General features: G+C 72.5%; 18 protein-coding genes. 12 read left to right on the top strand and 6 right to left on the bottom strand.

Annotated elements, in window-relative coordinates:
* Positions 1-129: 129 nt before the first annotated feature.
* Positions 130-1,287 carry a TDT family transporter gene (locus ACFYR3_RS11160; RefSeq protein ID WP_389282520.1) on the bottom strand — a complete coding sequence of 386 codons (1,158 nt, stop codon included), beginning with the start codon at positions 1,285-1,287 and terminating at the stop codon, positions 130-132.
* A gap of 95 nt (positions 1,288-1,382) precedes the next feature.
* On the opposite strand from ACFYR3_RS11160, the gene ACFYR3_RS11165 reads away from it, so the two are divergent.
* Positions 1,383-2,309 (top strand): LysR family transcriptional regulator, encoded by a 927-nt coding sequence (locus ACFYR3_RS11165; RefSeq protein ID WP_355839770.1) that lies wholly within the window; start codon positions 1,383-1,385, stop codon positions 2,307-2,309.
* A 216-nt stretch (positions 2,310-2,525) separates the two neighbouring features.
* Here the strand turns inward: ACFYR3_RS11165 and ACFYR3_RS11170 are convergent, their stop codons facing one another.
* Positions 2,526-3,206, bottom strand: a complete 681-nt coding sequence (locus ACFYR3_RS11170) for a gamma-glutamyl-gamma-aminobutyrate hydrolase family protein (RefSeq protein ID WP_389282522.1) — start codon at positions 3,204-3,206, stop codon at positions 2,526-2,528.
* A gap of 115 nt (positions 3,207-3,321) precedes the next feature.
* Complete coding sequence (locus tag ACFYR3_RS11175) at positions 3,322-4,059, bottom strand: FadR/GntR family transcriptional regulator (RefSeq protein WP_389282524.1); 738 nt, start codon at positions 4,057-4,059, stop codon at positions 3,322-3,324.
* A gap of 77 nt (positions 4,060-4,136) precedes the next feature.
* Between ACFYR3_RS11175 and ACFYR3_RS11180 the strand changes: the two genes are divergently transcribed.
* The 4 genes from ACFYR3_RS11180 to ACFYR3_RS11195 all read left to right on the top strand — a co-directional run bounded on the left by ACFYR3_RS11180 (position 4,137) and on the right by ACFYR3_RS11195 (position 8,753).
* Positions 4,137-5,507 (top strand): glutamine synthetase family protein, encoded by a 1,371-nt coding sequence (locus ACFYR3_RS11180; protein ID WP_355839765.1) that lies wholly within the window; start codon positions 4,137-4,139, stop codon positions 5,505-5,507.
* Between the two features lie 86 nt (positions 5,508-5,593).
* The gene (locus tag ACFYR3_RS11185; protein ID WP_389282707.1) at positions 5,594-6,946 is read left to right on the top strand and encodes an aldehyde dehydrogenase family protein; all 1,353 of its coding nucleotides are present in this window, start codon (positions 5,594-5,596) and stop codon (positions 6,944-6,946) included.
* Positions 6,943-7,734 carry a 3-oxoacyl-ACP reductase gene (locus tag ACFYR3_RS11190; RefSeq protein ID WP_355839761.1) on the top strand — a complete coding sequence of 264 codons (792 nt, stop codon included), beginning with the start codon at positions 6,943-6,945 and terminating at the stop codon, positions 7,732-7,734. The genes ACFYR3_RS11185 and ACFYR3_RS11190 overlap by 4 nt, the downstream gene beginning before the upstream one ends.
* Positions 7,735-7,832: 98 nt before the next feature.
* Complete coding sequence (locus ACFYR3_RS11195; protein ID WP_389282526.1) at positions 7,833-8,753, top strand: DUF2510 domain-containing protein; 921 nt, start codon at positions 7,833-7,835, stop codon at positions 8,751-8,753.
* Between the two features lie 137 nt (positions 8,754-8,890).
* On the opposite strand, the gene ACFYR3_RS11200 is transcribed toward ACFYR3_RS11195, so the two are convergent.
* On the bottom strand, positions 8,891-10,093 hold the full coding sequence (locus ACFYR3_RS11200) for an amino acid deaminase/aldolase (protein WP_389282528.1): 1,203 nt from the start codon (positions 10,091-10,093) through the stop codon (positions 8,891-8,893).
* Between the two features lie 2,415 nt (positions 10,094-12,508).
* On the opposite strand from ACFYR3_RS11200, the gene ACFYR3_RS11205 reads away from it, so the two are divergent.
* Both ACFYR3_RS11205 and mycP read left to right on the top strand, forming a co-directional pair.
* On the top strand, positions 12,509-13,342 hold the full coding sequence (locus ACFYR3_RS11205; RefSeq protein WP_355839755.1) for a hypothetical protein: 834 nt from the start codon (positions 12,509-12,511) through the stop codon (positions 13,340-13,342).
* Positions 13,339-14,733 (top strand): type VII secretion-associated serine protease mycosin, encoded by a 1,395-nt coding sequence (mycP, locus tag ACFYR3_RS11210; protein WP_356781532.1) that lies wholly within the window; start codon positions 13,339-13,341, stop codon positions 14,731-14,733. Before ACFYR3_RS11205 ends, mycP begins: the two co-directional genes overlap by 4 nt.
* A gap of 164 nt (positions 14,734-14,897) precedes the next feature.
* On the opposite strand, the gene ACFYR3_RS11215 is transcribed toward mycP, so the two are convergent.
* Positions 14,898-15,860: a serine hydrolase gene (locus tag ACFYR3_RS11215; protein WP_389282531.1), complete on the bottom strand. Its 963-nt coding sequence runs from the start codon at positions 15,858-15,860 to the stop codon at positions 14,898-14,900.
* A gap of 149 nt (positions 15,861-16,009) precedes the next feature.
* Between ACFYR3_RS11215 and ACFYR3_RS11220 the strand changes: the two genes are divergently transcribed.
* The gene (locus ACFYR3_RS11220; RefSeq protein ID WP_355839749.1) at positions 16,010-16,741 is read left to right on the top strand and encodes an SseB family protein; all 732 of its coding nucleotides are present in this window, start codon (positions 16,010-16,012) and stop codon (positions 16,739-16,741) included.
* 52 nt (positions 16,742-16,793) lie between these two features.
* Here the strand turns inward: ACFYR3_RS11220 and ACFYR3_RS11225 are convergent, their stop codons facing one another.
* Positions 16,794-17,150 (bottom strand): DUF1844 domain-containing protein, encoded by a 357-nt coding sequence (locus tag ACFYR3_RS11225; protein ID WP_261702877.1) that lies wholly within the window; start codon positions 17,148-17,150, stop codon positions 16,794-16,796.
* 447 nt (positions 17,151-17,597) lie between these two features.
* Here ACFYR3_RS11225 and infC point away from each other — a divergent pair, with 447 nt between their 5' ends.
* From infC to ACFYR3_RS11245, 4 genes are all read left to right on the top strand, one after another.
* On the top strand, positions 17,598-18,359 hold the full coding sequence (infC, locus tag ACFYR3_RS11230) for a translation initiation factor IF-3 (protein WP_355839747.1): 762 nt from the start codon (positions 17,598-17,600) through the stop codon (positions 18,357-18,359).
* A gap of 106 nt (positions 18,360-18,465) precedes the next feature.
* Positions 18,466-18,660 carry a 50S ribosomal protein L35 gene (rpmI, locus tag ACFYR3_RS11235; protein WP_003947156.1) on the top strand — a complete coding sequence of 65 codons (195 nt, stop codon included), beginning with the start codon at positions 18,466-18,468 and terminating at the stop codon, positions 18,658-18,660.
* A gap of 94 nt (positions 18,661-18,754) precedes the next feature.
* Positions 18,755-19,138, top strand: coding sequence for a 50S ribosomal protein L20 (rplT, locus tag ACFYR3_RS11240; RefSeq protein ID WP_261702876.1), 384 nt, complete (start codon positions 18,755-18,757; stop codon positions 19,136-19,138).
* A 244-nt stretch (positions 19,139-19,382) separates the two neighbouring features.
* Positions 19,383-20,234: an RNA methyltransferase gene (locus ACFYR3_RS11245; RefSeq protein WP_355839745.1), complete on the top strand. Its 852-nt coding sequence runs from the start codon at positions 19,383-19,385 to the stop codon at positions 20,232-20,234.
* Positions 20,235-20,283: the final 49 nt, after the last annotated feature.

The following is a 20,283-nucleotide window of genomic DNA, read 5'->3' on the forward strand; positions in this document are numbered from 1 at the left end:
GCGCGACGGCATCCGGTCGGAACTCGGACGAGTGCGTCGATGCCCCAACGTGGAAACCCTGCCCTTCGGATCCTCACGATCCGAAGGGCAGGGTGTCGTCCAAAGGCACGGCGAGTCAGCCGCAGGAGGCTACGTCCGCGAAGGCGCCGCGAGCAGCTTGCCGGTGATCAGGCCGTGCGCGGTGCGGACGGCGGCCACCGACCAGGCGGCCACCAGCAGGGCGTACAGGGCGACGGCGAGCGCGTCGAAGGCGGCCAGGCCGGTGTGCCGGGCCAGGCCCTCCGCACCGGTCACACAGGTCCCCACCGGGAAGGTGAACGCCCACCAGGTCATCGCGAAACCCATGCCCTGGCGGCGTGCCCGTACGACCATCGCGACGGCCAGCGCGAGCCACAGCAGCGCGAAACCCAGCACGGGGACGCCGTAGAGGACCGCGAGGAGCGCGAAGCCCTGGCCGTACGGGGCGGGCACCACACCGGGCGCGGCGTCCGCGAACTTGCCCACCGCGGTGGTCGACTGGCCCAGCGGGCCGAGCACGAGGAACAGCGTCGGGGTGAGCGCGAGCGGCAGCGGACCCGCGGTGACGAGCCGGGCGAAGATCGTCGGCAGCATCACGAGGGTGGCCAGCAGGCTCATCCCGAACATCGCGACACAGGCGAGGAGCAGCGTCTCCCGGGGCTGTCCGGCCGGCAGGTGGGGAACGAGGAGGGGGCCGACGGCGGCCGACACCATCGGGGCGACGATCGGCAGCAGCCACACGGGTGACGCCTGTCCGGGCTCGATCCGGTGCCGTACGACCATGAGGTACGGGACGGCCACGGCGGCGGCGAGCCCGATCAGCGTCCCGGCGACGAACAGGACGGTGTCCACGGCGACCGCCGCCTGTATCCCGATCCAGTCCCGGCCGACGAGCAGGGTGCCGCCGCCCACGGCGAGCAGGGCCATCGAGAGGCAGCCGTAGAAGGGGGCCATGGCCGGGTCGAGGAGGTGGGCGCGGGCCTGGTCGCGGTGGTACGTCCAGTGCAGCGCGCGGGCGGCGAGCAAGGACACCAGCAGGGTGAGCGCGAGGGCCCACACGACGGTGCAGGCGGTACGCAGGCCCGGCACGTTTCCGGGCAGTCCGGCTCCCGCCGTCGCCACGATCGCGGTGCCCATCACGGAGGCGTACCAGTTCGGGCCGAGATGCCGGACTGCGGCGATGCCGCGGTTCCCCAGGACACGGGGGGGCTTCGTGTCGGGGACGGTTCCCGCCTGATGGGCGGACAGGGGCTGGGCTGCGGTGACCATGGCACCACGGTCGCGCTCCCGTCGGCTCCCCACCAGGGAGCACGGGCCTATGAGGGCATAAGCTGGCTTTATGAGCAGCAGTGCTGAGGATCGCCATGAGTAGCGGTGCTGAGGACCGGCCCGGCGTCGGCATCGCGCACCGGGTGCCGGATCTCGGCGCGCTCGAACTGCTGCTGGCGGTGGCGCGCCTCGGCAGTCTCGGGCGCGCCGCACGCGAGGTGGGGATCACCCAGCCGGCGGCCAGCAGCCGTATCCGTTCCATGGAGCGGCTGCTCGGGGTCGCGCTGGTCGACCGTTCGCCGCGCGGATCCCGGCTCACCCGTGAGGGAGCGCTCGTCACGGACTGGGCGCGGCGGGTGGTGGACGCGGCCGAGGCGTTCGACGCGGGGGCGCAGGCGCTGCGGGACCGGCGCGACTCGCGGCTTCGGGTGGCCGCGAGCATGACCATCGCCGAGTATCTGCTGCCGGGCTGGCTCATCGCGCTGCGCGCGCAGCGCCCCGACACGGCCGTGTCGCTGCTCGCCGGGAACTCCGCAGGCGTCGCGGAGCGGCTCCTCTCCGGCGAGGCCGACCTCGGCTTCGTCGAGGGGCTCTCGGTGCCGTCCGGTCTCGACGCGACCGTCATCGCGCACGACCGGCTGATCGTGGTGACGGCGCCCGGACATCCCTGGGCGCGTCGCCGCGCGCCTCTCGCCGCGGCGGAACTGGCCGCCACGCCGCTCATCCTGCGGGAGGAGGGGTCCGGCACGCGTCAGGTCCTCGACACCGCGCTCGGCGGGCTCGCCCGCCCGCTGATCGAGCTGTCCTCGACGACGGCGGTCAAGGCCTCCGCCGTCAGCGGCGCCGGACCCGCCGTCCTGAGTGAACTCGCCCTCGGGGAGGAGCTTTCCGCGCACCGTCTGGTGAGCATCCCGCTCGCCGACGTCCGGCTCGCCCGCGCCCTGCGGGCCGTCTGGCCGACTGGCCATCGCCCCACGGGCCCGGCCCGCGACCTGCTCTCCCTGACGCGGGGGGCCGTCTGACCGCACGGGGGCGGGGCCGCCCGACCGCGCAGGGACACGGGGCCTGGCCGCGCAGGGGCACCGGGGCTGCCCGACCGCACAGGCGTTGTTCGCCCCCTCCGCCCCCAAGGTCTCGGCTTCGCTCGACCAGGGGGGACCCCCATCGTCCCCAGGGGTGCCGCCCCCGGACCCCCGCTCCTCAAACGCCGGAGGGGCTGAAATCTGGCTACGGTCCGCTCAGGACGCCGCCGCGACCAGGCCCCGCATCACCCGCAGGTCGTCGCCCATCTCCGGGTGCCACTGGACCCCCAACACCCAGGCGGGGCCGGGGAGTTCGATCGCCTCCACGGTGCCGTCCGCAGCGTGCGCGCAGACCGTGAGACCGTCACCGAGGCGGTCCACCGCCTGATGGTGGTACGTCGGCACCTCGCACGGCTCCGGTGCGAGAGCGGCGTACCGCGTCCCGGGTACGGGCGTCACCTCGTGGTGTCCGACGACGCCGGTGTCCTTCACATGGCCGTCGAGGTGCTGGACGAGCGTGCCGCCCAGCACCACGTTCAGGAGCTGGTGGCCCCGACAGATGCCCAGGAGCGGGGTACCGGAGTCCAACGCGGCCCGGATCAGGGCGAGTTCCCAGTCGTCGCGCTCGGGAGCGGGCGGGCCCGTACGCGGGGAGCGCTCGGCTCCGTAGCGGAGGGGGTCGACGTCGGGGCCGCCCGCGACGACCACCGCGTCGAGCCGGGCGACGGTCTCGGGCGCCAGGCCCGAATCGTCCGGCGGCAGCATGACGGCGAGTCCGCCCGCCCGCTGCACGAGCCGCGGATAGCCGGCCGGCAGCAGCGCGGCCTCCAGCTCCCACACGCCCCAGCGCGCCCCGACCTCCAGATACGTACTCACGCCGATCAGCGGCCTGCCCACGCGCTTCTCCCTCGGATCCGGGTCGCCACGGCGCCCATGGAACGTCAATGGAAAGGTCTCATACCTTTGGGTGATGAGGGGCGGAAACGCCACGCGCCCCTCACGCCCCGTCCGCTCACGCCAGGAACCCGCGCAGCAGCGCCGCCGTGCCCGCGCAGTGCTCCCGCATCATCTCCCGAGCCCCGTCCGCGTCCCCGTCGAGGACCGCCTCGACGAGGGCGGTGTGCTGGCGCTGCGAGTGCTCCAGATTGCGGACGAGGAGCGGGATGCAGTCGAGCAGGTCGTTGACGGAGGCGCGGACGGCCGCGTACCGCGCGGTGAGGGAAGGGGAGCCGCACAGCTCCGCGAGGGTGAGATGGAGCATGGTGTCCAGCCGTCGGTAGTCGGCCAGCGGGGCGTCGTTCGTCCGGTCGAGCGCCTCGCGCAGCCGTACGGCCTGCTCCGCGTCGAGCCCGTGCGTCGCGCACAGTCCGGCCGCGCCCACCTCCAGGACCTCGCGGAAACGCAGCACGTCCTCGATGTCGACGGCGGCGACCCGGCGGCGCAGCTCGTGCTCGCCCGGCGTGGCGGTGCGCGCCAGCACGAACGTGCCGCCGTACCGGCCGCGCCGCGACTCGACCAGACCCTGGTCCTGCAGCACCTTCAGGACCTCGCGCAGCGTCACCCGGCTGATGCCCAGCCGCTCCGCCAACTCCCGCTCCGCGGGCAGTCGTTCACCGCCCGGAACCAGGCCGAGCCGGACGATCTGGAGGATCTGCTCCAGCGCCTCCTCGAAACCGTTGCCCGCCCGCACCGGCCGCAGCACCGGCGTCAGCCGGTCGTCCGTCCCACGGTCGGGTTCCTCCGTCGTCATCCGGTCGCGCCCCCTTCCCAAGCAATGGTTCTCCGCAATACCTTATGGCTCTCGGCTGACCCAAGGAGGCTTTTCCGGTGGCAGACCGCACACCCCCGCTCACCGTCGAAGAACTGCGCCGTCTCGTCGAGGCCGGGGACATCGACACGGTCGTCCTGGCCTTCCCCGACATGCAGGGGCGGCTCCAGGGCAAGCGGTTCGCCGCGGCCTTCTTCCTCGACGAGGTCCTGGAACACGGCACGGAAGGCTGCAACTACCTCCTCGCCGTCGACACCGACATGAACACCGTCGACGGATACGCCATGTCCTCCTGGGACCGGGGCTACGGCGACTTCGCCATGCACCCCGACCTCGGCACCCTGCGGCGCATCCCGTGGAACGAGGGCACCGCCCTGCTCATCGCCGACCTCGCCTGGAACGACGGCTCCCCGGTGGTGGCCGCGCCCCGCCAGATCCTGCGCCGCCAGCTCGAACGCCTCGCCCAGCTCGGCTACACCGCCCAGGTCGGTACCGAGCTGGAGTTCATCGTCTTCAAGGACACCTACGAACAGGCCTGGGACACCGGCTACCGGGGACTCACCCCGGCCAACCAGTACAACATCGACTACTCGGTCCTCGGGACCGGACGCATCGAGCCCCTGCTGCGCCGCATCCGCAACGAGATGCAGGCCGCGGGCCTCACCGTCGAGTCCGCCAAGGGCGAGTGCAACCCCGGCCAGCACGAGATCGCCTTCAAGTACGACGAGGCCCTGGTCACCTGCGACCAGCACGCCGTCTACAAGACCGGCGCCAAGGAGATCGCCTCCCAGGAGGGCGTCTCGCTCACCTTCATGGCGAAGTACAACGAGCGCGAGGGCAACTCCTGCCACATCCACCTCTCGCTCGCCGACGCCGACGGCACCAACATGATGGCCGGCTCAGCCCAGGACCCGGGCGGCATGTCGGAGGTCATGCGCCACTTCCTCGCCGGACAACTGGCCGCCCTGCGCGACTTCTCGCTCCTGTACGCGCCCAACATCAACTCGTACAAGCGCTTCCAGCCCGGCTCCTTCGCGCCGACCGCCGTCGCCTGGGGGTACGACAACCGCACCTGCTCGCTCCGTGTCGTCGGCCACGGCCGCTCGATGCGCTTCGAGAACCGGCTGCCCGGCGGCGACGTCAACCCGCACCTGGCCGTCGCCGGACTCGTCGCCGCCGGCCTGTACGGCATCGAGCAGAAGCTGGAACTGCCCGAGGCGTGCGCCGGCAACGCCTACACCTCCGCGTACGCACACGTCCCCACCACCCTGCGCGAGGCCGCCGAGCTCTGGGAGAACAGCGCCGTCGCCAGAGCCGCCTTCGGTGACGAGGTGGTCGAGCACTACCGCAACATGGCGCGCGTCGAGCTGGAGGCATTCGACGCCGCGGTGACCGACTGGGAGCTGCGCCGCTCCTTCGAACGCATGTGAGGACCCCCTTGTCGCACCCATACACCTCGCACCCATACACCTCGCACCCGTACACGTCGCCCCCGTACGACCACGAACTCCAGGTACTGAACCCCGCCACCGAGGAGGTCGTCGCCACCGTCCCGGCCGCCACCGCCCAGGACGTGGGGGACGCCGTCGTACGGGCCGCGAAGGCGCAGGTCCGCTGGGCCGCGCTCGCGCCGGGCGACCGGGCCCGGCTGCTGCGCCGCTTCGCGGCCGTCGTCGACGCCCACATCGAGGAACTGGCCCGCCTGGAGGTCCGCGAGGCCGGCCACACCCTCGGCAACGCCCGCTGGGAGGCTGGCAACGTCCGCGATCTGCTCGACTACGCGGCCGGGGGAGTGGAACGGCTGACCGGCCGCCAGATCCCGGTCGCGGGCGGCCTCGACATCACCCTCCTCGAACCGCTCGGCGTCGTCGGGGTCATCGCCCCCTGGAACTTCCCCCTGCCCATCGCCGCCTGGGGCACCGCACCGGCCCTCGCCGCGGGCAACGCCGTCATCCTCAAACCTGCCGAGACGACTCCGCTGACGGCCCTGCGGCTGGCCGAACTCGCCCTGGAGGCGGGCCTGCCCGAACACCTCTTCCAGGTGCTGCCCGGCGCGGGTCCCGTCGCGGGCGCCGCACTCGTCGAACACCCCGGCGTCGCGAAGATCGTCTTCACCGGGTCGACGGCGGTGGGCAAACAGGTGCTGGCCAAGGGCTCCGCCCTTCTCAAGCGCGTCACCCTCGAACTCGGCGGCAAGAGCCCCAACATCGTCTTCGCCGACGCCGACATCGAGGCCGCCGCGGCAGCCGCACCCATGTCCTTCCTCGACAACTCCGGACAGGACTGCTGCGCCCGCACCCGCATCCTCGTCCAGCGTTCCGTCCACGACCGCTTCCTCGAACTCCTCGCCCCGGCGGTCGAGTCGGTCGTCGTCGGCGACCCGTCCGACGAGCGCACCCAGATGGGCCCGCTGATCTCAGGTGCCCAACTGGAGCGCGTACGGGCCTACGTCGACGCCGACGCGCCCGGTATCCGGGGCAAGGCGCCCGAGGGCCCCGGCTTCTGGTTCGCGCCCACCGTCCTCACCGGCGTCGAGCCCGACGCGCGCGTGGCCGTCGAGGAGGTCTTCGGCCCCGTCGCCGTCGTGCTGCCCTTCGAGGACGAGGCCGACGCGATCCGGCTCGCCAACGCCACCGACTACGGCCTGTCCGGCTCCATCTGGACCCGCGACGTCGGCCGCGCCCTGCGCGTCTCCCAGGCCGTCCGGGCCGGCAACCTGTCCGTCAACTCCCACTCCAGCGTCCGCTACTGGACGCCCTTCGGCGGCTTCAAGCAGTCGGGAATCGGCCGCGAACTCGGCCCGGACGCCCTCGCCGCCTTCACCGAGACCAAGAACGTCTTCATCAGCACGGAGGGTCCCGCACAGTGACTTCAGACACCCCTGAGACCAGCTGCCGCCGCCTGGTCGGCCGCACCGCCGTCATCACCGGCGCCGCCAGCGGCATCGGCCTCGCCACCGCGCGCCGGCTCGCCTCCGAGGGCGCCCACGTCGTCTGCGGCGACGTCGACGAGCAGCACGGCAAGGCCGTGGCCGAGGAGGTCGGCGGGATCTTCGTCAAGGTCGACGTGACCGACCCCGAGCAGGTCGAGACGCTCTTCAGGACGGCGCACGACACCTACGGCTCGGTCGACATCGCCTTCAACAACGCGGGCATCTCGCCGCCGGACGACGACTCCATCCTGGACACGGGCCTGGAGGCATGGAAGCGCGTCCAGGAGGTCAACCTCACCTCCGTCTACCTGTGTTGCAAGGCCGCCATCCCCTACATGCGCCGCCAGGGCAGGGGCTCGATCATCAACACGGCGTCCTTCGTGGCCCGGATGGGCGCGGCGACCTCCCAGATCTCGTACACGGCCTCCAAGGGTGGCGTGCTGGCCATGTCCCGCGAACTCGGCGTCCAGTTCGCCCGGGAGGGCATCCGGGTCAACGCCCTGTGCCCCGGTCCCGTGAACACCCCGCTGCTGCGGGAGCTGTTCGCCAAGGACCCCGAGCGGGCCGCGCGCCGGCTGGTGCACATCCCGGTCGGGCGGTTCGCCGAGGCGGACGAGATCGCAGCTGCCGTCGCGTTCCTCGCCAGCGACGACTCCTCCTTCGTGAACGCCACCGACTTCCTCGTGGACGGAGGCATTTCGGGCGCGTACGTCACGCCCCTGTAGGCCGGTCGCGGTTACGGTCCGGGGGCGGGACGGCCCGGTCGTACCCGACCTCGGGGACACCGTGTGCCGCCCGTCCCGGCACGTCCTAGAGTGCCGGGATGAGCATGACCCCTCCGCCCGGCTGGTACCGCGACCCGTCGTACCCGCTCGTCGAGCGCTGGTGGGACGGGACCGCGTGGACCGACCACCGGCGTCAGCCCGAGGCGCCCCAACAGCCCCTGATACCAACCCAGTCGCCCAGCGGCGGCGGCCCCGGCCGGGGCAAGGCCGTCGCGCTCGTGACGGCCGCCGCCGTCCTCGTCGCCGCGATCGTCACGGGCGCGGTGCTGCTGCGCGGCGAGGACAGCGGCGACGAGGCCGCGACACAGACCACGCCCGCCGTCGCGTCTCCCACGGAGACGGACGGCCCGTCACCGTCACCGACCGGTCCCTCGCCGTCGGCCGGGGACCCGTCCGTCGTCACGGACGAACTCGACGGCATCACCTTCCCGATCCTCGACGGCTGGGCACGACCGCAGTACGTCGTCGACCACGACATGGTGTTGACGACCCCGGGCACCTACGACTGTCCGGGCGACCCCGGTCTGTGCCGGCACGGCCGGGTCGTCTCGCGCACGGCCACGGCCACCGACGAGACGTCCCCGAAGGCCCTCGCCGAGGGCGACATCAAGGACGCCGCCGACGGCGCGTACGACCACGACGTCGTCGGCAGCCGCCCCTTCCGGGGCGTCACCTCCCACCGCCTGGTGAAGTCCGGCTCGGTCGCCGTCGCCGGGCGCGCCGGGTACTTCGTGCGCTGGAAGGTCAAGACCGGTGTGGGGCCCGGGGGTTACGTCGAATCGCTGGCCTTCCCGTCCAGCGTGGGCTCGCAGTCCTTGGTCATCATCCGTTTCGCCTTCGACGCCGGCGCCGACGGGCCGCCGCTGTCCGACATGGACCGGATCACCAAGGGGATCCGGTCGGTCGGCGACAAGGGTGCCGGAGGCGGTGTGGGCAGCAGCATCGGCCCGTCGAAGTAGACCGTGAACGGTGACCGGTGTCACGGCCGGGTGACCGGAGTCCCCCGGCCGCCCGGGTACGGGCAGGGCCGCCTTCACCCGGACCGGAGAGGGCGTGGCCCCGCCGGATCGGAGAAGGTCGGTCCGGCCCCGCCGGATCAGAGGAAGGTGTGGCCCTCTCCGCGATAGGTCGGGACGGTGGCCGTGACCGCGTCACCCTCGACCAGGTGCAGCGTGTCGAACCGCTCGCACAGCTCACCGGCCTTCGCGTGCCGGAACCACACCTTGTCGCCGATGAGCAGATCGTCCGCCGGGGAGCCCAGCAGCGGGGTCTGCACCTCGCCGGGACCCTCCTGGGGGTCGTACGACAGCCCCTCCGGCAGATACGGGACGGGCAGCCGGTCGGGGCCCGCGGCCCCGGACGCCGGGTATCCGCCGCCCAGCACGGTCACCACACCCACCCCCGGCCGACGCACGACGGGCTGGGCGAACAGTGCTGCCGGGCGTCCGCTGAAGGACGTGTAGTTGTCGAAGAGCCTCGGGACGTAGAGCCCCGACCCGGCCGCGATCTCGGTGACCGCGTCCTCGGCGGCCGTGTGCTGGACGCTGCCGGTGCCGCCGCCGTTGACGAATTCGAGGTCCGGTTCGATGGCCCGTACCGCCCGGACGACCTCCGCGCGCCGCTGGGCGAGCTCCTTGCGGGCGGTGGCCTGCATCAGCCGTACGGCGCGCGAGCGCAGCGGCCGTCCCGAGATCGCGTCGCCGACGCCCGCGATGTGGCCCTCGTACGCCATGATCCCCACGAGCTTGAACCCGGGCGCGCGTTTGACGGCACGGGCCATCTCCGCCACCTGGGCGGGGGAGTGCAGCGGCGAACGCAGCGCTCCGACCCGGACCCGGCCGCCGAACAGCTTGAGCGAGGTGTCCAGCTCCAGGCAGACCCGCACGACCTCGGTGCCGCCCTGGCGAGCCTCGTCGATGAGACGGAGCTGCGCCGGGTCGTCGACCATGACGGTCACCGCGGCGGCCAGCTTGGGGTCGGCGGTCAGCTCGGCGTAGCCCTTGCGGTCGGCCGACGGATAGGCGAGCAGGACGTCGTCGAAACCGGACCTGGTCAGCCACAGCGACTCGGCGAGGGTGAAGGACATGATCCCCGCGAAGCCGTCCCGGTCCAGGACGCGTTCCAGGAGGGTGCGGCAGCGGACGGACTTGCTGGCGACACGGATCGGCTTGCCGCCGGCCCGGCGGACGAGGTCGTCCGCGTTCGCGTCGAAGGCCTCCAGGTCCACGATCGCGACGGGGGCGTCGAGGTGAGCGGTGGCCCGGTCATAGCGGGCCCTGTCGGCGGCACGGGCAGTCATGAGCGAAGACTGCCAGACTCGATTACCGCAGGGTAGGGGGACGTTCCGGGCAGATGCCCCGGGGGCTCGTACTGGTTCCCGCCGGACGCGCGTCAACCCGTAGAGTGACGCGGACGCAGGGAGGAACGACCTTGCCCCGGCGGGCCCTGCCCGGGGTGACGGTCCACCGGTGCGGGTATGCGTGCCCGTGGCGAGCCTCTTGCGCACACGCGAAACGGTTCGCCGAGCTCCGGGGCGGCCGACAGCCCGGTACGAGGAAACGGGGGGTGCATGAGTACGGAAGCGCGGCGTGCCTCGAATCCGCAGCGCCCCACCGCCTCATCCGCCGAGGCCCCGCAGACCTCCCAGACCCCACCGGCTCCGACGAACCCACCGGCTCCGACGAACTCACCGGTTCCGTCGAACCCTCCGGCTCGGTCCGCTGCGGCCAATCCACCGGTTCCGTCGATTCCTCCGGCTGTGGCGGCCCGGTCCGCTCGGACGACTCCGGTCGGCGGACCGACTCCCCCGAAGCCGGCCCGGTCGCCCCAGCCGTCCATGTCGGGCGGGGAGGACTGGTCTGCGGAGGATCCCTCGCCAGCCACGCAAGGGTCCGCGTCCGGGCCCGGGTACGCCGGGTCCGACCGCGCTCCGGTGGTCCCGCCGCGCCCCGCGAGCCCGCCCCGTGGCGTGGCTCCTTCGGTGCCGCCCCAGCCCGTCGGGCCGCCGTCGACGCGGGAGTGGCCCGGTTCACCGGGCGGGCCGTCCGCGGGCGGAGGCGAATTCCGGTCCTCCGGCGACGGTTCCGCGCCGACTTCCGCCGCGACCTCCCCGCCGGCTTCCGCCTCCGTGCAGACCTCCGCGCCGGAACCCGTACGGGCCTCGCGGGTGCCGTCGCCGCCGCGTTCCTTCGACTTCTTCGACACCGCGACAGAGTCGGACGAAACCCCCGGCACGGCCAGCACCCCGAGGTGGGCTGCGCCTTCCGAACCGGGGCCGACCTCTCCCGGTGCGTCGACATCCGCGCCTTCCGGCACGCCGGGCTCTGCTCCGGCGGGTGGTCCGGGGTCTGGTTCGTACGGCAGGTCGACGTCAGCCTCGGCCGGTGCGCCGGGGTCCGCCTCGGCGGGCGGGCCGGCGTCCGGAGCGCCTGTCGCGCCTGGGGCAGTCGCGCCTGGCAGTCAGGGGTCTGCTTCGGCGGGTGGTCCGGGGTCTGGTTCGTACGGCAGGTCGACGTCAGCCTCGGCCGGTGCGCCGGGGTCCGCCTCGGCGGGTGCCCGGGGCTCCGTTTCGTCCGGCGGACCGCCGTCCGCAGCGCCTGTCGCGCCTGGTACGCCGAGGTTCGCATCGCCCGGTGCCCCGGGGGCTGCCTCGCCTGCCGAGCCGACGTCCGTCTCGCCCGGTAGGCCGTGGTCCGCCTCGTCCGCCGCGGCGGGGTCGGCCCCGACCGCTACGCCGGGGGCCGACGCGCCACGGTCCGCCTCGACCGGTACGTCACCGTCCGGCGCGGAGCGCCCCGCTACGACGCCCACCACTCCTCGCCCCGAGCCGGAAGCCGTCCCGCACGGGTCCGCGGCACCCCCTTCGGAGCGCCCGGCCCCGCCGTCGGCGGCCTCGGAGCGCTCCGCGTCGGACGCCGCTCCGCAGGGTCCCGCGTCCGCGTCCCGGCCGGGGGCCCGGCGCTTCCCCCACCTGCGCCCCGAGGCGCGGCCGGGGTCGTCGGCCCCGCCGCCCCCCGCGGCCTCCGCACGTTTCCCGGACGCGCCGCCCGCGTCCGCGGAGTCGGCGCGTCCCGATGGGGCGCACCCCGCCGGACTGTCGCGGCCCGGCGGAACCCAGCGCCCCGGGCCGCGCCCCGCCCGGCTGTCGCACCCCGCCGCGCCGCAGCGCCCGCCCGAGCCCCGGCGCGCCTTCGAAACCCCGCGTCCCTCCGAGTCCTCGCCGTCGTCTGAGCCGTCGCCGCCGTTTGACCCCTCGCGGTCCTCGGGCCCGTCGCGTGCCTTCGACGCCTCGCGCCCCTCCGAGTCCTCGCCGTCGTCTGAGCCGTCGCCGCCGTTTGACCCCTCGCGGTCCTCGGGCCCGACGCGGGCCTTCGACCCCTCGCGCCCCTCCGGCCCGTCGCGTGCCTTCGACCCCTCGCGCTCCTCCGGGCCCTCACGCCCGTCCGGGTTTCTGCGGCAGTCCGAGCCTGCACGGCCCTCCGACCCCGTGCGCCCGTCCCAGCCCCCACGTCTCACCGAGCCCCTGCGTCCGTCCGAGCCCGCGGCGGTCACGCCGACCGGAGTAGCCGGGCCGGCCCCCGTCTCCGGGGAGCGGTTCACGGAGGTGACCCGGGGGTCGCGGCCCGGACGGGTCGAGCAGCCCCCTGGGCCCTCCGCGACCATGCCCTCGTTCACCCCGCCCCCGCCGGCAACGCCCGCCGAGGGAGTTCCGGGCGTGCAGCGCCCCTTCGTGTCGTTCGCGGAGCCCGAGACGTACGGCGGCGACACCGCGCGGACGCGTCCGTTCCGTGGGCGGGCCCGGCCTCGTACCGTGGCCGCCGCGGCCTGTGTCGTTCTCGGACTCGGGCTCATCGGCGGTGCGGTGACCGGGAGTTGGCTCACCGGCGACAACGCGGACGGACCCGGTTCGCCCGGCGCCTTCACGGCGGCCGGAGAGCTCTGGCACAGCGTGCCGGTGGACCAGCTCTTCCCGCCGACCGTGCGCGGCGACGGAGCGGGCCCCGGCGGCTCCGACCGCACCTGGACGCGGATCGCCGTCGCCCCGGACACCGGCTGCAAGGACGCCTTCGACCCGCTGCTGCGTCAGGCCCTCGCCCCCGTCGGCTGCCTGCGGCTGCTGCGCGCCACCTACGTGGACGCGACGCGGAGCCATGTCACCACCGTCGGCCTGCTGTTCACCAAGGCGGACGCGGCGGGCATGACCTCCCTGAAGGCCCGCTTCCGTAAGGAGGGTCTGGACCGGCGCACCGACCTGCTGCCCCGCCCCTACGCGGCGAAGGGCACCGCCGCCGAGGGCTTCGGCAAGGCACAGCGCGCTTCCTGGACCGAGGCGGTCCTCACGGACGCCCCCGTCGTCGTGTACGCGGTATCCGGGTTCGCCGACGGGCGCACGGTGGCCAACCCGCAGCCCGCCGCGGACGCGATGAAGCCGGACTCGACCGCGGCCCCGGCCCAGGCGGGCCTCGGCCATGAGGCGCAGGGCCTCGCCGACCGGGTCGAGCGAGGCCTCCGCAAGACCGTCACCTCGGCCACGGAGAAGCCGTCATGACTCGCAAGGCCGGCCCCGCCAGCCGCATCCAGCAGACCGGCACGACCGGAGCGACCGGCACGACCGAAGCGACGACCGCGACGGCTTCCGCGTCCGCGGCCGCGGACGCGGAGAGCGTCCCGGTCCGTCGGAGCCCCGTGCCGGGACTGCTCCGCGCGGCCCCCGTCGCCGAAAGCGCCCGGCGCCTGCGCGCGGTCCTGGGGGCGCGCGGCCCCCGGCTCACCCGCAGGACCGGCGCCCTCGCGGCCGTCCTCGCCGCGTCCCTCGCCCTGGTGCCCTCGACCGTCGCGTACGCCGACGGCATACGTGCCCAGCAGTGGGGCCTCGACGCGATGCACACACAGCAGGCGTGGCGTACGACCAAGGGCAAGGGCATCACCGTCGCCGTCCTCGACACCGGCGTCGACTCCCGGCACCCGGACCTCACGGGCAATGTGCTCGCCGACAAGGACATGGTCGGTTTCGGCGCGAGCCGCGGTGACCGGGCCTGGGCCCGGCACGGCACCGCCATGGCGGGCATCATCGCCGGGCACGGCCACGGGCCGGGTGACGCCAGCGGCGTCATGGGCATCGCCCCGGAGGCGAAGATCCTGCCCGTCCGCGTCATCCTCGAGGACAAGGACCCGGCGCGCTCCAAGGCCCGCAACACCCGTGGCAACGCGCTCGCCGAGGGCATCCGCTGGGCCACCGACCACGGCGCCGACGTCATCAACCTCTCCCTCGGCGACGACTCCAAATCCGCCCACCCCGAGCCCGCCGAGGACGAAGCCGTCCAGTACGCGCTGAAGAAGGGTGCCGTCGTCGTCGCCTCGGCCGGCAACGGCGGGGAGAAGGGCGACCACATCTCGTACCCCGCCGCGTACCCCGGCGTGATCGCGGCGACCGCCGTCGACCGCTACGGAACCCACGCCTCCTTCTCCACCCGCCGCTGGTACGCCACCGTCAGCGCCCCGGGCGTCGATGTCGTCATCGCCGACCCGGACGACCGGTACTACGAGGGCTGGGGCACCAGCGCGGCTTCCGCGTTCGTCTCCGGCGCGGTCGCGCTCATCGAGGCCGCCCATCCGGGTCTTTCCCCGGCCCAGATCAAGCAGCTCCTCGAGGACACCGCCCGCAACGTTCCCTCAGGGGGCCGCGACGACTCCCGTGGCTTCGGCTTCATCGACCCCGCCGCCGCGATCGAGGCGGCCGGCCGGCTCAAGCCGCAGGGCCTCAAGGCGGCGGCGTACGGCCAGAAGTACTTCGGCGCGGGCCCCGACGCCCCCGACAACGGCGGCAGTTCGGCCGACTGGGCCGGTCCCCTCGCGGGCGCCCTGGGTCTGGCCCTGCTCGGGGGAGCGGTGTTCCTGTGGCGCGGCCGCAGAAACCCGCACCTGTTCGACAGGACTTAGCCGCGAACGAGGTTCGCGGCGCGCCCCGCACTCCCCGGTACGCAGAACCCGGTGAGCCCTCGGCCCTCAGTCCTTGATCCTCAGCCCTCGATCGTCAGCCCTCGATCGTCAGCCCTCGATCGTCAGCCTTCGGCCTTCGGCCTTCGGCCCTCAGTCCTCGGCCCTCAGCCCTCGGCCGTGTCCTGGAACGCGGACAGCGCGGCCTTCGACACCGCTTCCACCAGCGAAATACCTTTCGCCTGCGTGGAGTTCCCGTTCGACAGCGTCGCCACCAGGTAGTCGTGGCCGTCGACCGAGATCCGCCCGATGCTGTTGACGTCCCACAGGCCCGTGGTGCTGCGCGCCAACCACCCGTTCTTCAGGGCCCATTGGGAACCGTCGGCCGCAGCCGAGACTCCCCACTGCTGGTCGGTCTCGATCTCGCCCATGAGTCCCTGGAGGTAGGACCGGGAGGTTCCGCTCAGTTTCGAGTCGTCCCCGAACACCTGGCGCAGCAAGGTCAGTTGGTCGCCCGCCGTGGTCTGGGTCAGGCCCCACAGCTCGCCGTTGCCGCCCTGTGTGTCCGTCAGGCCGAAGCGCTTGTTCGCGGTGTCGAGTCCGTCGGCCCGGCCGATCGCGGCCCACAGCGCGGTCGCCGACGCGTTGTCGCTGTTCTCGATCATCTCGGTGGCGTACGTCTTCTCCTGCGCGGTGAGATGCCGGTCCGCGTCCTGCGCCTGGAGGAGCAGCGTGGCCAGGATGTTCACCTTGACGATGCTCGCGGTGTCGAAGGCGGCGTCACCGTAGGCCGCGCTCTCACCGGAGTCGAGGTCGAGGACGGCGACCGCTGTCTTCGCGCCGTCCGCCACCGGCACCGCCTTCAGCGCCTTCGTGAGCAGCGCGTCCCGGTCCACGGAGGGCTCCGCCACGGGTTCCACCGATGCCTCCTCGCTCACGGCCGGCGACGAAGAGGGCGATGCCGGCGCCGCCGACGATACGACGGCCGGGCCGTCGTGCGCCTGTGCCTTCATGTACACCGTCCCGGCCGCCGTGGCGCCGACGAGGACGGCCGAGGCCACGGCGATGTAGAGGAGAGGCTTGCGTCGGGAGGGCCGGGCGCGACGCCCGCGTGCTCTGTGACGGTCCATTCGGTGATGCTGGACGGCCCGGCTGTGTCCGCCGTTAGACGCGTGTTAGAGGTGTGTCAGGGAAGGCTGAGAAACACATGAGTTCCGTCAACTCCGGGTTTCAGGGGCCGCACAAGCGCAGCAGCATCCCCCCGATAGGGTCGGGGACCGTGGCGAACAAGAACATTCCCGACTCCGGCTTCTCCGACGACGACGGCTCCGCGGACCCCCGGCTGAGTGCGGCGCTCGCCGCCTGGTCCGCGGACCGCACCGCCGTGCCTCCCGTCCTGGAGGCACTCACGGGTGCCCGGCTGCTCGTGCCCGTCGTGGCAATTCTCGGCGAGGTCGAGGAGGACGAGAACGGGCTGCGCCGCGAGAAGACCAGTGACATGGCGGTGCCCACGCTCAAGGCAGGGAACCGCACGGCCCTGCCCGCGTTCACGTCCACGGACTCGCTGGCCCGCTGGGACCCCGAGGCCCGCCCCGTCGCCGTACGTCTGCATCAGGTCCTGGAGGCCGCGGCGCACGAGAAGGCCGACACGATCGTGCTGGACCTGGCCGGGCCCGTGTCCTACGAGCTGACGGGTTCCGCCCTGCTGGCGCTCGCCGAGGGACGTACGACCGCCGACCCGCTCGCCGATCCCGCCGTGGTCGAGGCGGTACGGGCCGCGGTCGCCGCCGAGCCCCTTGTGGTCCGCGCCCATCTCGGCCCCGGTCCGGCGGACGGCACCCTCGCCCTCGTGCTCGACCCGTCGGCCGCCCCCGCCGAGACCGCACGCGCGGTGGCACAGCGGCTGGCGGCCGACGAAACACTGAGGGCCCGCCTGGTGCGCGGCCTCGACCTGGCACTTCTGCCGGCCGAGGCGACGCCTCCGGGCGAGCCCCTGTACGTACGCGGGTAGTACGCGGGTGCGGACGCGGACAGGTCCGGGTCCGTACGACGTACGGATCGGGTCAGCCGTAGACGGGGCCCGTGTACTTCTCGCCGGGGCCCTGGCCCGGCTCGTCCGGGACGAGCGACGCCTCGCGGAAGGCGAGCTGGAGCGACTTCAGACCGTCGCGCAGCGGCGCCGCGTGGAAGGAGCTGATCTCGGTCGCGCTCGCGTCGAGCAGCCCGGCGAGCGCCGTGACCAGCTTGCGCGCCTCGTCCAGGTCCTTGTACGCGTCGCCCTCCTCGGTGAGACCGAGCTTCACGGCGGCGGCGCTCATCAGGTTCACGGCGACCGTCACGATGACCTCGACCGCGGGGACCTCGGCGATGTCGCGGGTCATGGTGTCGTAGTCGGGGTTCTGGGGAGGGGTGTCACTCATGCCTCACACGATAGGCCCCGGCGCGCGCGCCCCCGTCCGCGGGAGCCTTCCGCAGGGACGGCGGGAGCCGTCCGCAGCGTCAGCGGGCGCATTCCGCCGGAGCATCCGCCGGGTGAGCGGCGGCGAGGAGTCCGCCGGTTAGCGCGTACCCGGCGGAACTGCTAACCTTGCGTAACGACCGGCCGGACACGTAAGTGCTCGGCCCACAAGTGGAGGCTCCGAACTCCCACCCGACTGTCCTCCGGGACGGCGGGTCACCCGGTCAGGCGGCCCCCACCGTTCCGTACGGACGGTGGAGTCGCCCGAATGTGCGCCCCGCGGTTCACCGTGGCGGTGCTCCGGTTATCCATGGAGCCCCGCCTGTGTCCCGTCCGGGGCATTTTTCATGCCCCGCGGTGGTTGGTCCAACTGTCATCAGAGACATACGCGGCTGTCCGCCAGACCGCCGTGTGGTGCTACCGAGGAGGATCCATCAGCACCGAGCCCCGCATCAACGACCGGATTCGCGTTCCCGAAGTGCGACTTGTCGGTCCCAGCGGCGAGCAGGTCGGGATTGTTCCGCTTGCCAAGGCCCTTGAGCTTGCTCAGGAGTACGACCTCGACCTGGTCGAGGTGGCGGCGAGTGCTCGCCCGCCCGTCTGCAAGCTCATGGACTACGGGAAGTTCAAGTACGAGTCGGCCATGAAGGCCCGTGAGGCGCGCAAGAACCAGGCGCACACGGTCATCAAGGAAATGAAGCTCCGGCCGAAGATCGACCCGCACGACTACGACACCAAAAAGGGTCACGTCGTCCGGTTCCTCAAGCAGGGCGACAAGGTCAAGATCACGATCATGTTCCGTGGTCGCGAGCAGTCCAGGCCGGAGCTCGGCTACCGACTGCTGCAGCGTCTCGCCACGGACGTCGAGGACCTCGGGTTCATCGAGTCGAACCCGAAGCAGGACGGCCGAAACATGATCATGGTTCTCGGTCCGCACAAGAAGAAGACCGAGGCGATGGCCGAAGCCCGTGAGGCTCAGGCGGCTCGCAAGGCGGAAGCGAAGGCCAACCCGGGTCGCTCGCAGAATGCCGCCGATGACGACATCGCCGACGGTGAGATCGCCGACGGTGAGGTCACCGAAGACGAGGTTGCCGAAGACGAGGCCGCCGAGGGTGAGTCCACCGAGGCCGAGTCCGTCGAGGCCCCGGCCGAGGCATCAGCCGAGGCCTGATCCCAGGGCTGCTGCCCCGGGATGTCAATCGATACATATGACGTTCCACCGTGCCCGGTCCCGCGACCGGGCACCGGAACGCCACTGACGAGGAGAGAACGGCGCTATGCCGAAGAACAAGTCGCACAGCGGTGCCAGCAAGCGCTTCAAGATCACCGGCTCCGGCAAGGTGCTCCGTGAGCGCGCCGGCAAGCGCCACCTGCTCGAGCACAAGTCGTCTCGTCTGACGCGTCGTCTCACCGGCAACGCCGAGATGGCCCCGGGCGACGCCAAGAAGATCAAGAAGCTTCTCGGCAAGTGACGTACTGGCGCCCAGCGCCGCACGTCTGAACCGGGACCCAATCGATTTCGGGTCGTGTGAGTCCAACCACGGCCCCGCTACAAGGAGTTAAAAAGTGGCACGCGTCAAGCGGGCAGTCAACGCCCACAAGAAGCGCCGGGCAATCCTCGAGGCGGCCAAGGGCTACCGCGGTCAGCGTTCGCGCCTGTACCGCAAGGCCAAGGAGCAGGTCACCCACTCCCTGGTCTACAACTACAACGACCGCAAGAAGCGCAAGGGCGACTTCCGTCAGCTGTGGATCCAGCGCATCAACGCTGCGGCCCGCCAGAACGGCATGACGTACAACCGCCTCATCCAGGGTCTGAAGGCCGCCAACATCGAGGTGGACCGCAAGATCCTCGCGGAGCTGGCCGTCAACGACGCCAACGCGTTCACCTCGCTCGTCGAGGTCGCGAAGAAGGCGCTCCCGTCGGACGTCAACGCGCCGAAGGCCGCGTGACGCTGCGCTGGCTTTAGCCGACGTGACTGAAGGACCCGCAGGTTTCAGCCTGCGGGTCCTTTGCTGCTGAAGCCCGCTGAGGCTGCCCCGTTCGGGTGCCGACCGTCGGGGGCTGATCGCTCCCCCGAGTTCTCGGCTCCGCTCGAACAGGGGGGACCCCCATCGCGGCGGAGCCGCAGATCGACACGGGCCCGCGCCCCCAGGGGGTTGCAGTCGTCCCCAGACATCGAAGGTGAACCAGAACATGCCCCCCGCCAGCCCCGAGCTGATCTCGCCCCGTTCCCCCCGTGTCTCCGCCGCGCGGCGGCTGGCCCGGCGGAACTTCCGCGGGAAGGAGCGGCTGTTCCTCGCGGAGGGACCGCAGGCCGTGCGGGAGGCGGCGGCGTACGGCGGCGACACACTCGTCGAGCTGTTCGCCACCGTGGAGGCCGCCGAGCGGTACGCCGACCTCGTCGCGGAGGCCCGCACCGCCGGAGCCCGGGTCCACCTGGCCGACGAGCAGGTCATCGCGGACATCTCCACCACCGTGACCCCGCAGGGAATCGTCGGCGTCTGCCGGTTCGTCGACACGCCCTTCGAGGAGATCCTCAAGGCCGGACCCAAGCTCGTCGCCGTGCTCGCGCACGTCCGCGACCCCGGGAACGCCGGGACCGTGCTGCGCTGCGCGGACGCCGCGGGCGCCGACGCCGTCGTCCTCACCGACGCCTCCGTCGACCTCTACAACCCCAAGGCGGTACGGGCCTCCGTCGGATCCCTGTTCCATCTGCCCGTCGCCGTCGGCGTGCCCGTCGAGCAGGCCGTGGCCGGACTCAAGGACGCGGGCGTGCGCATCCTCGCAGCCGACGGCGCGGGCGAGGACGATCTCGACGACGAACTCGACAAGGGGACCATGGGCGGCCCCACCGCCTGGGTGTTCGGCAACGAGGCCTGGGGGCTCCCGGAAGAGACCCGCGCGCTCGCCGATGCCGTCGTGCGCGTTCCGATCCACGGAAAGGCCGAGAGCCTGAACCTGGCCACGGCCGCGGCCGTATGTCTCTACGCGTCAGCCCGTGCACAGCGCGCCTCCACAGGGTGCCGTTCCGTCACCGGCAGCTAGTAGGGTGACGGGCTCGGGGGCCCTCTGCGCCAGACGAGAGGTGGGGTAC

The organism is Streptomyces sp. NPDC005784 (genome assembly GCF_042871525.1).
GTDB lineage: Bacteria > Actinomycetota > Actinomycetes > Streptomycetales > Streptomycetaceae > Streptomyces.

What these genes read in the sequence shown, in the direction of transcription:
- ACFYR3_RS11175 (WP_389282524.1), bottom strand. Translation starts at nt 4,059, where the DNA reads ATGACGACGGAGGAACCCGACCGTGGGACGGACGACCGGCTGACGCCG.
- ACFYR3_RS11195 (WP_389282526.1), top strand. Translation starts at nt 7,833, where the DNA reads ATGAGCATGACCCCTCCGCCCGGCTGGTACCGCGACCCGTCGTACCCG.
- ACFYR3_RS11200 (WP_389282528.1), bottom strand. Translation starts at nt 10,093, where the DNA reads ATGACTGCCCGTGCCGCCGACAGGGCCCGCTATGACCGGGCCACCGCT.
- ACFYR3_RS11165 (WP_355839770.1), top strand. Translation starts at nt 1,383, where the DNA reads ATGAGTAGCGGTGCTGAGGACCGGCCCGGCGTCGGCATCGCGCACCGG.
- ACFYR3_RS11215 (WP_389282531.1), bottom strand. Translation starts at nt 15,860, where the DNA reads ATGGACCGTCACAGAGCACGCGGGCGTCGCGCCCGGCCCTCCCGACGC.
- ACFYR3_RS11160 (WP_389282520.1), bottom strand. Translation starts at nt 1,287, where the DNA reads ATGGTCACCGCAGCCCAGCCCCTGTCCGCCCATCAGGCGGGAACCGTC.
- mycP (WP_356781532.1), top strand. Translation starts at nt 13,339, where the DNA reads ATGACTCGCAAGGCCGGCCCCGCCAGCCGCATCCAGCAGACCGGCACG.
- ACFYR3_RS11225 (WP_261702877.1), bottom strand. Translation starts at nt 17,150, where the DNA reads ATGAGTGACACCCCTCCCCAGAACCCCGACTACGACACCATGACCCGC.
- ACFYR3_RS11245 (WP_355839745.1), top strand. Translation starts at nt 19,383, where the DNA reads ATGCCCCCCGCCAGCCCCGAGCTGATCTCGCCCCGTTCCCCCCGTGTC.
- rpmI (WP_003947156.1), top strand. Translation starts at nt 18,466, where the DNA reads ATGCCGAAGAACAAGTCGCACAGCGGTGCCAGCAAGCGCTTCAAGATC.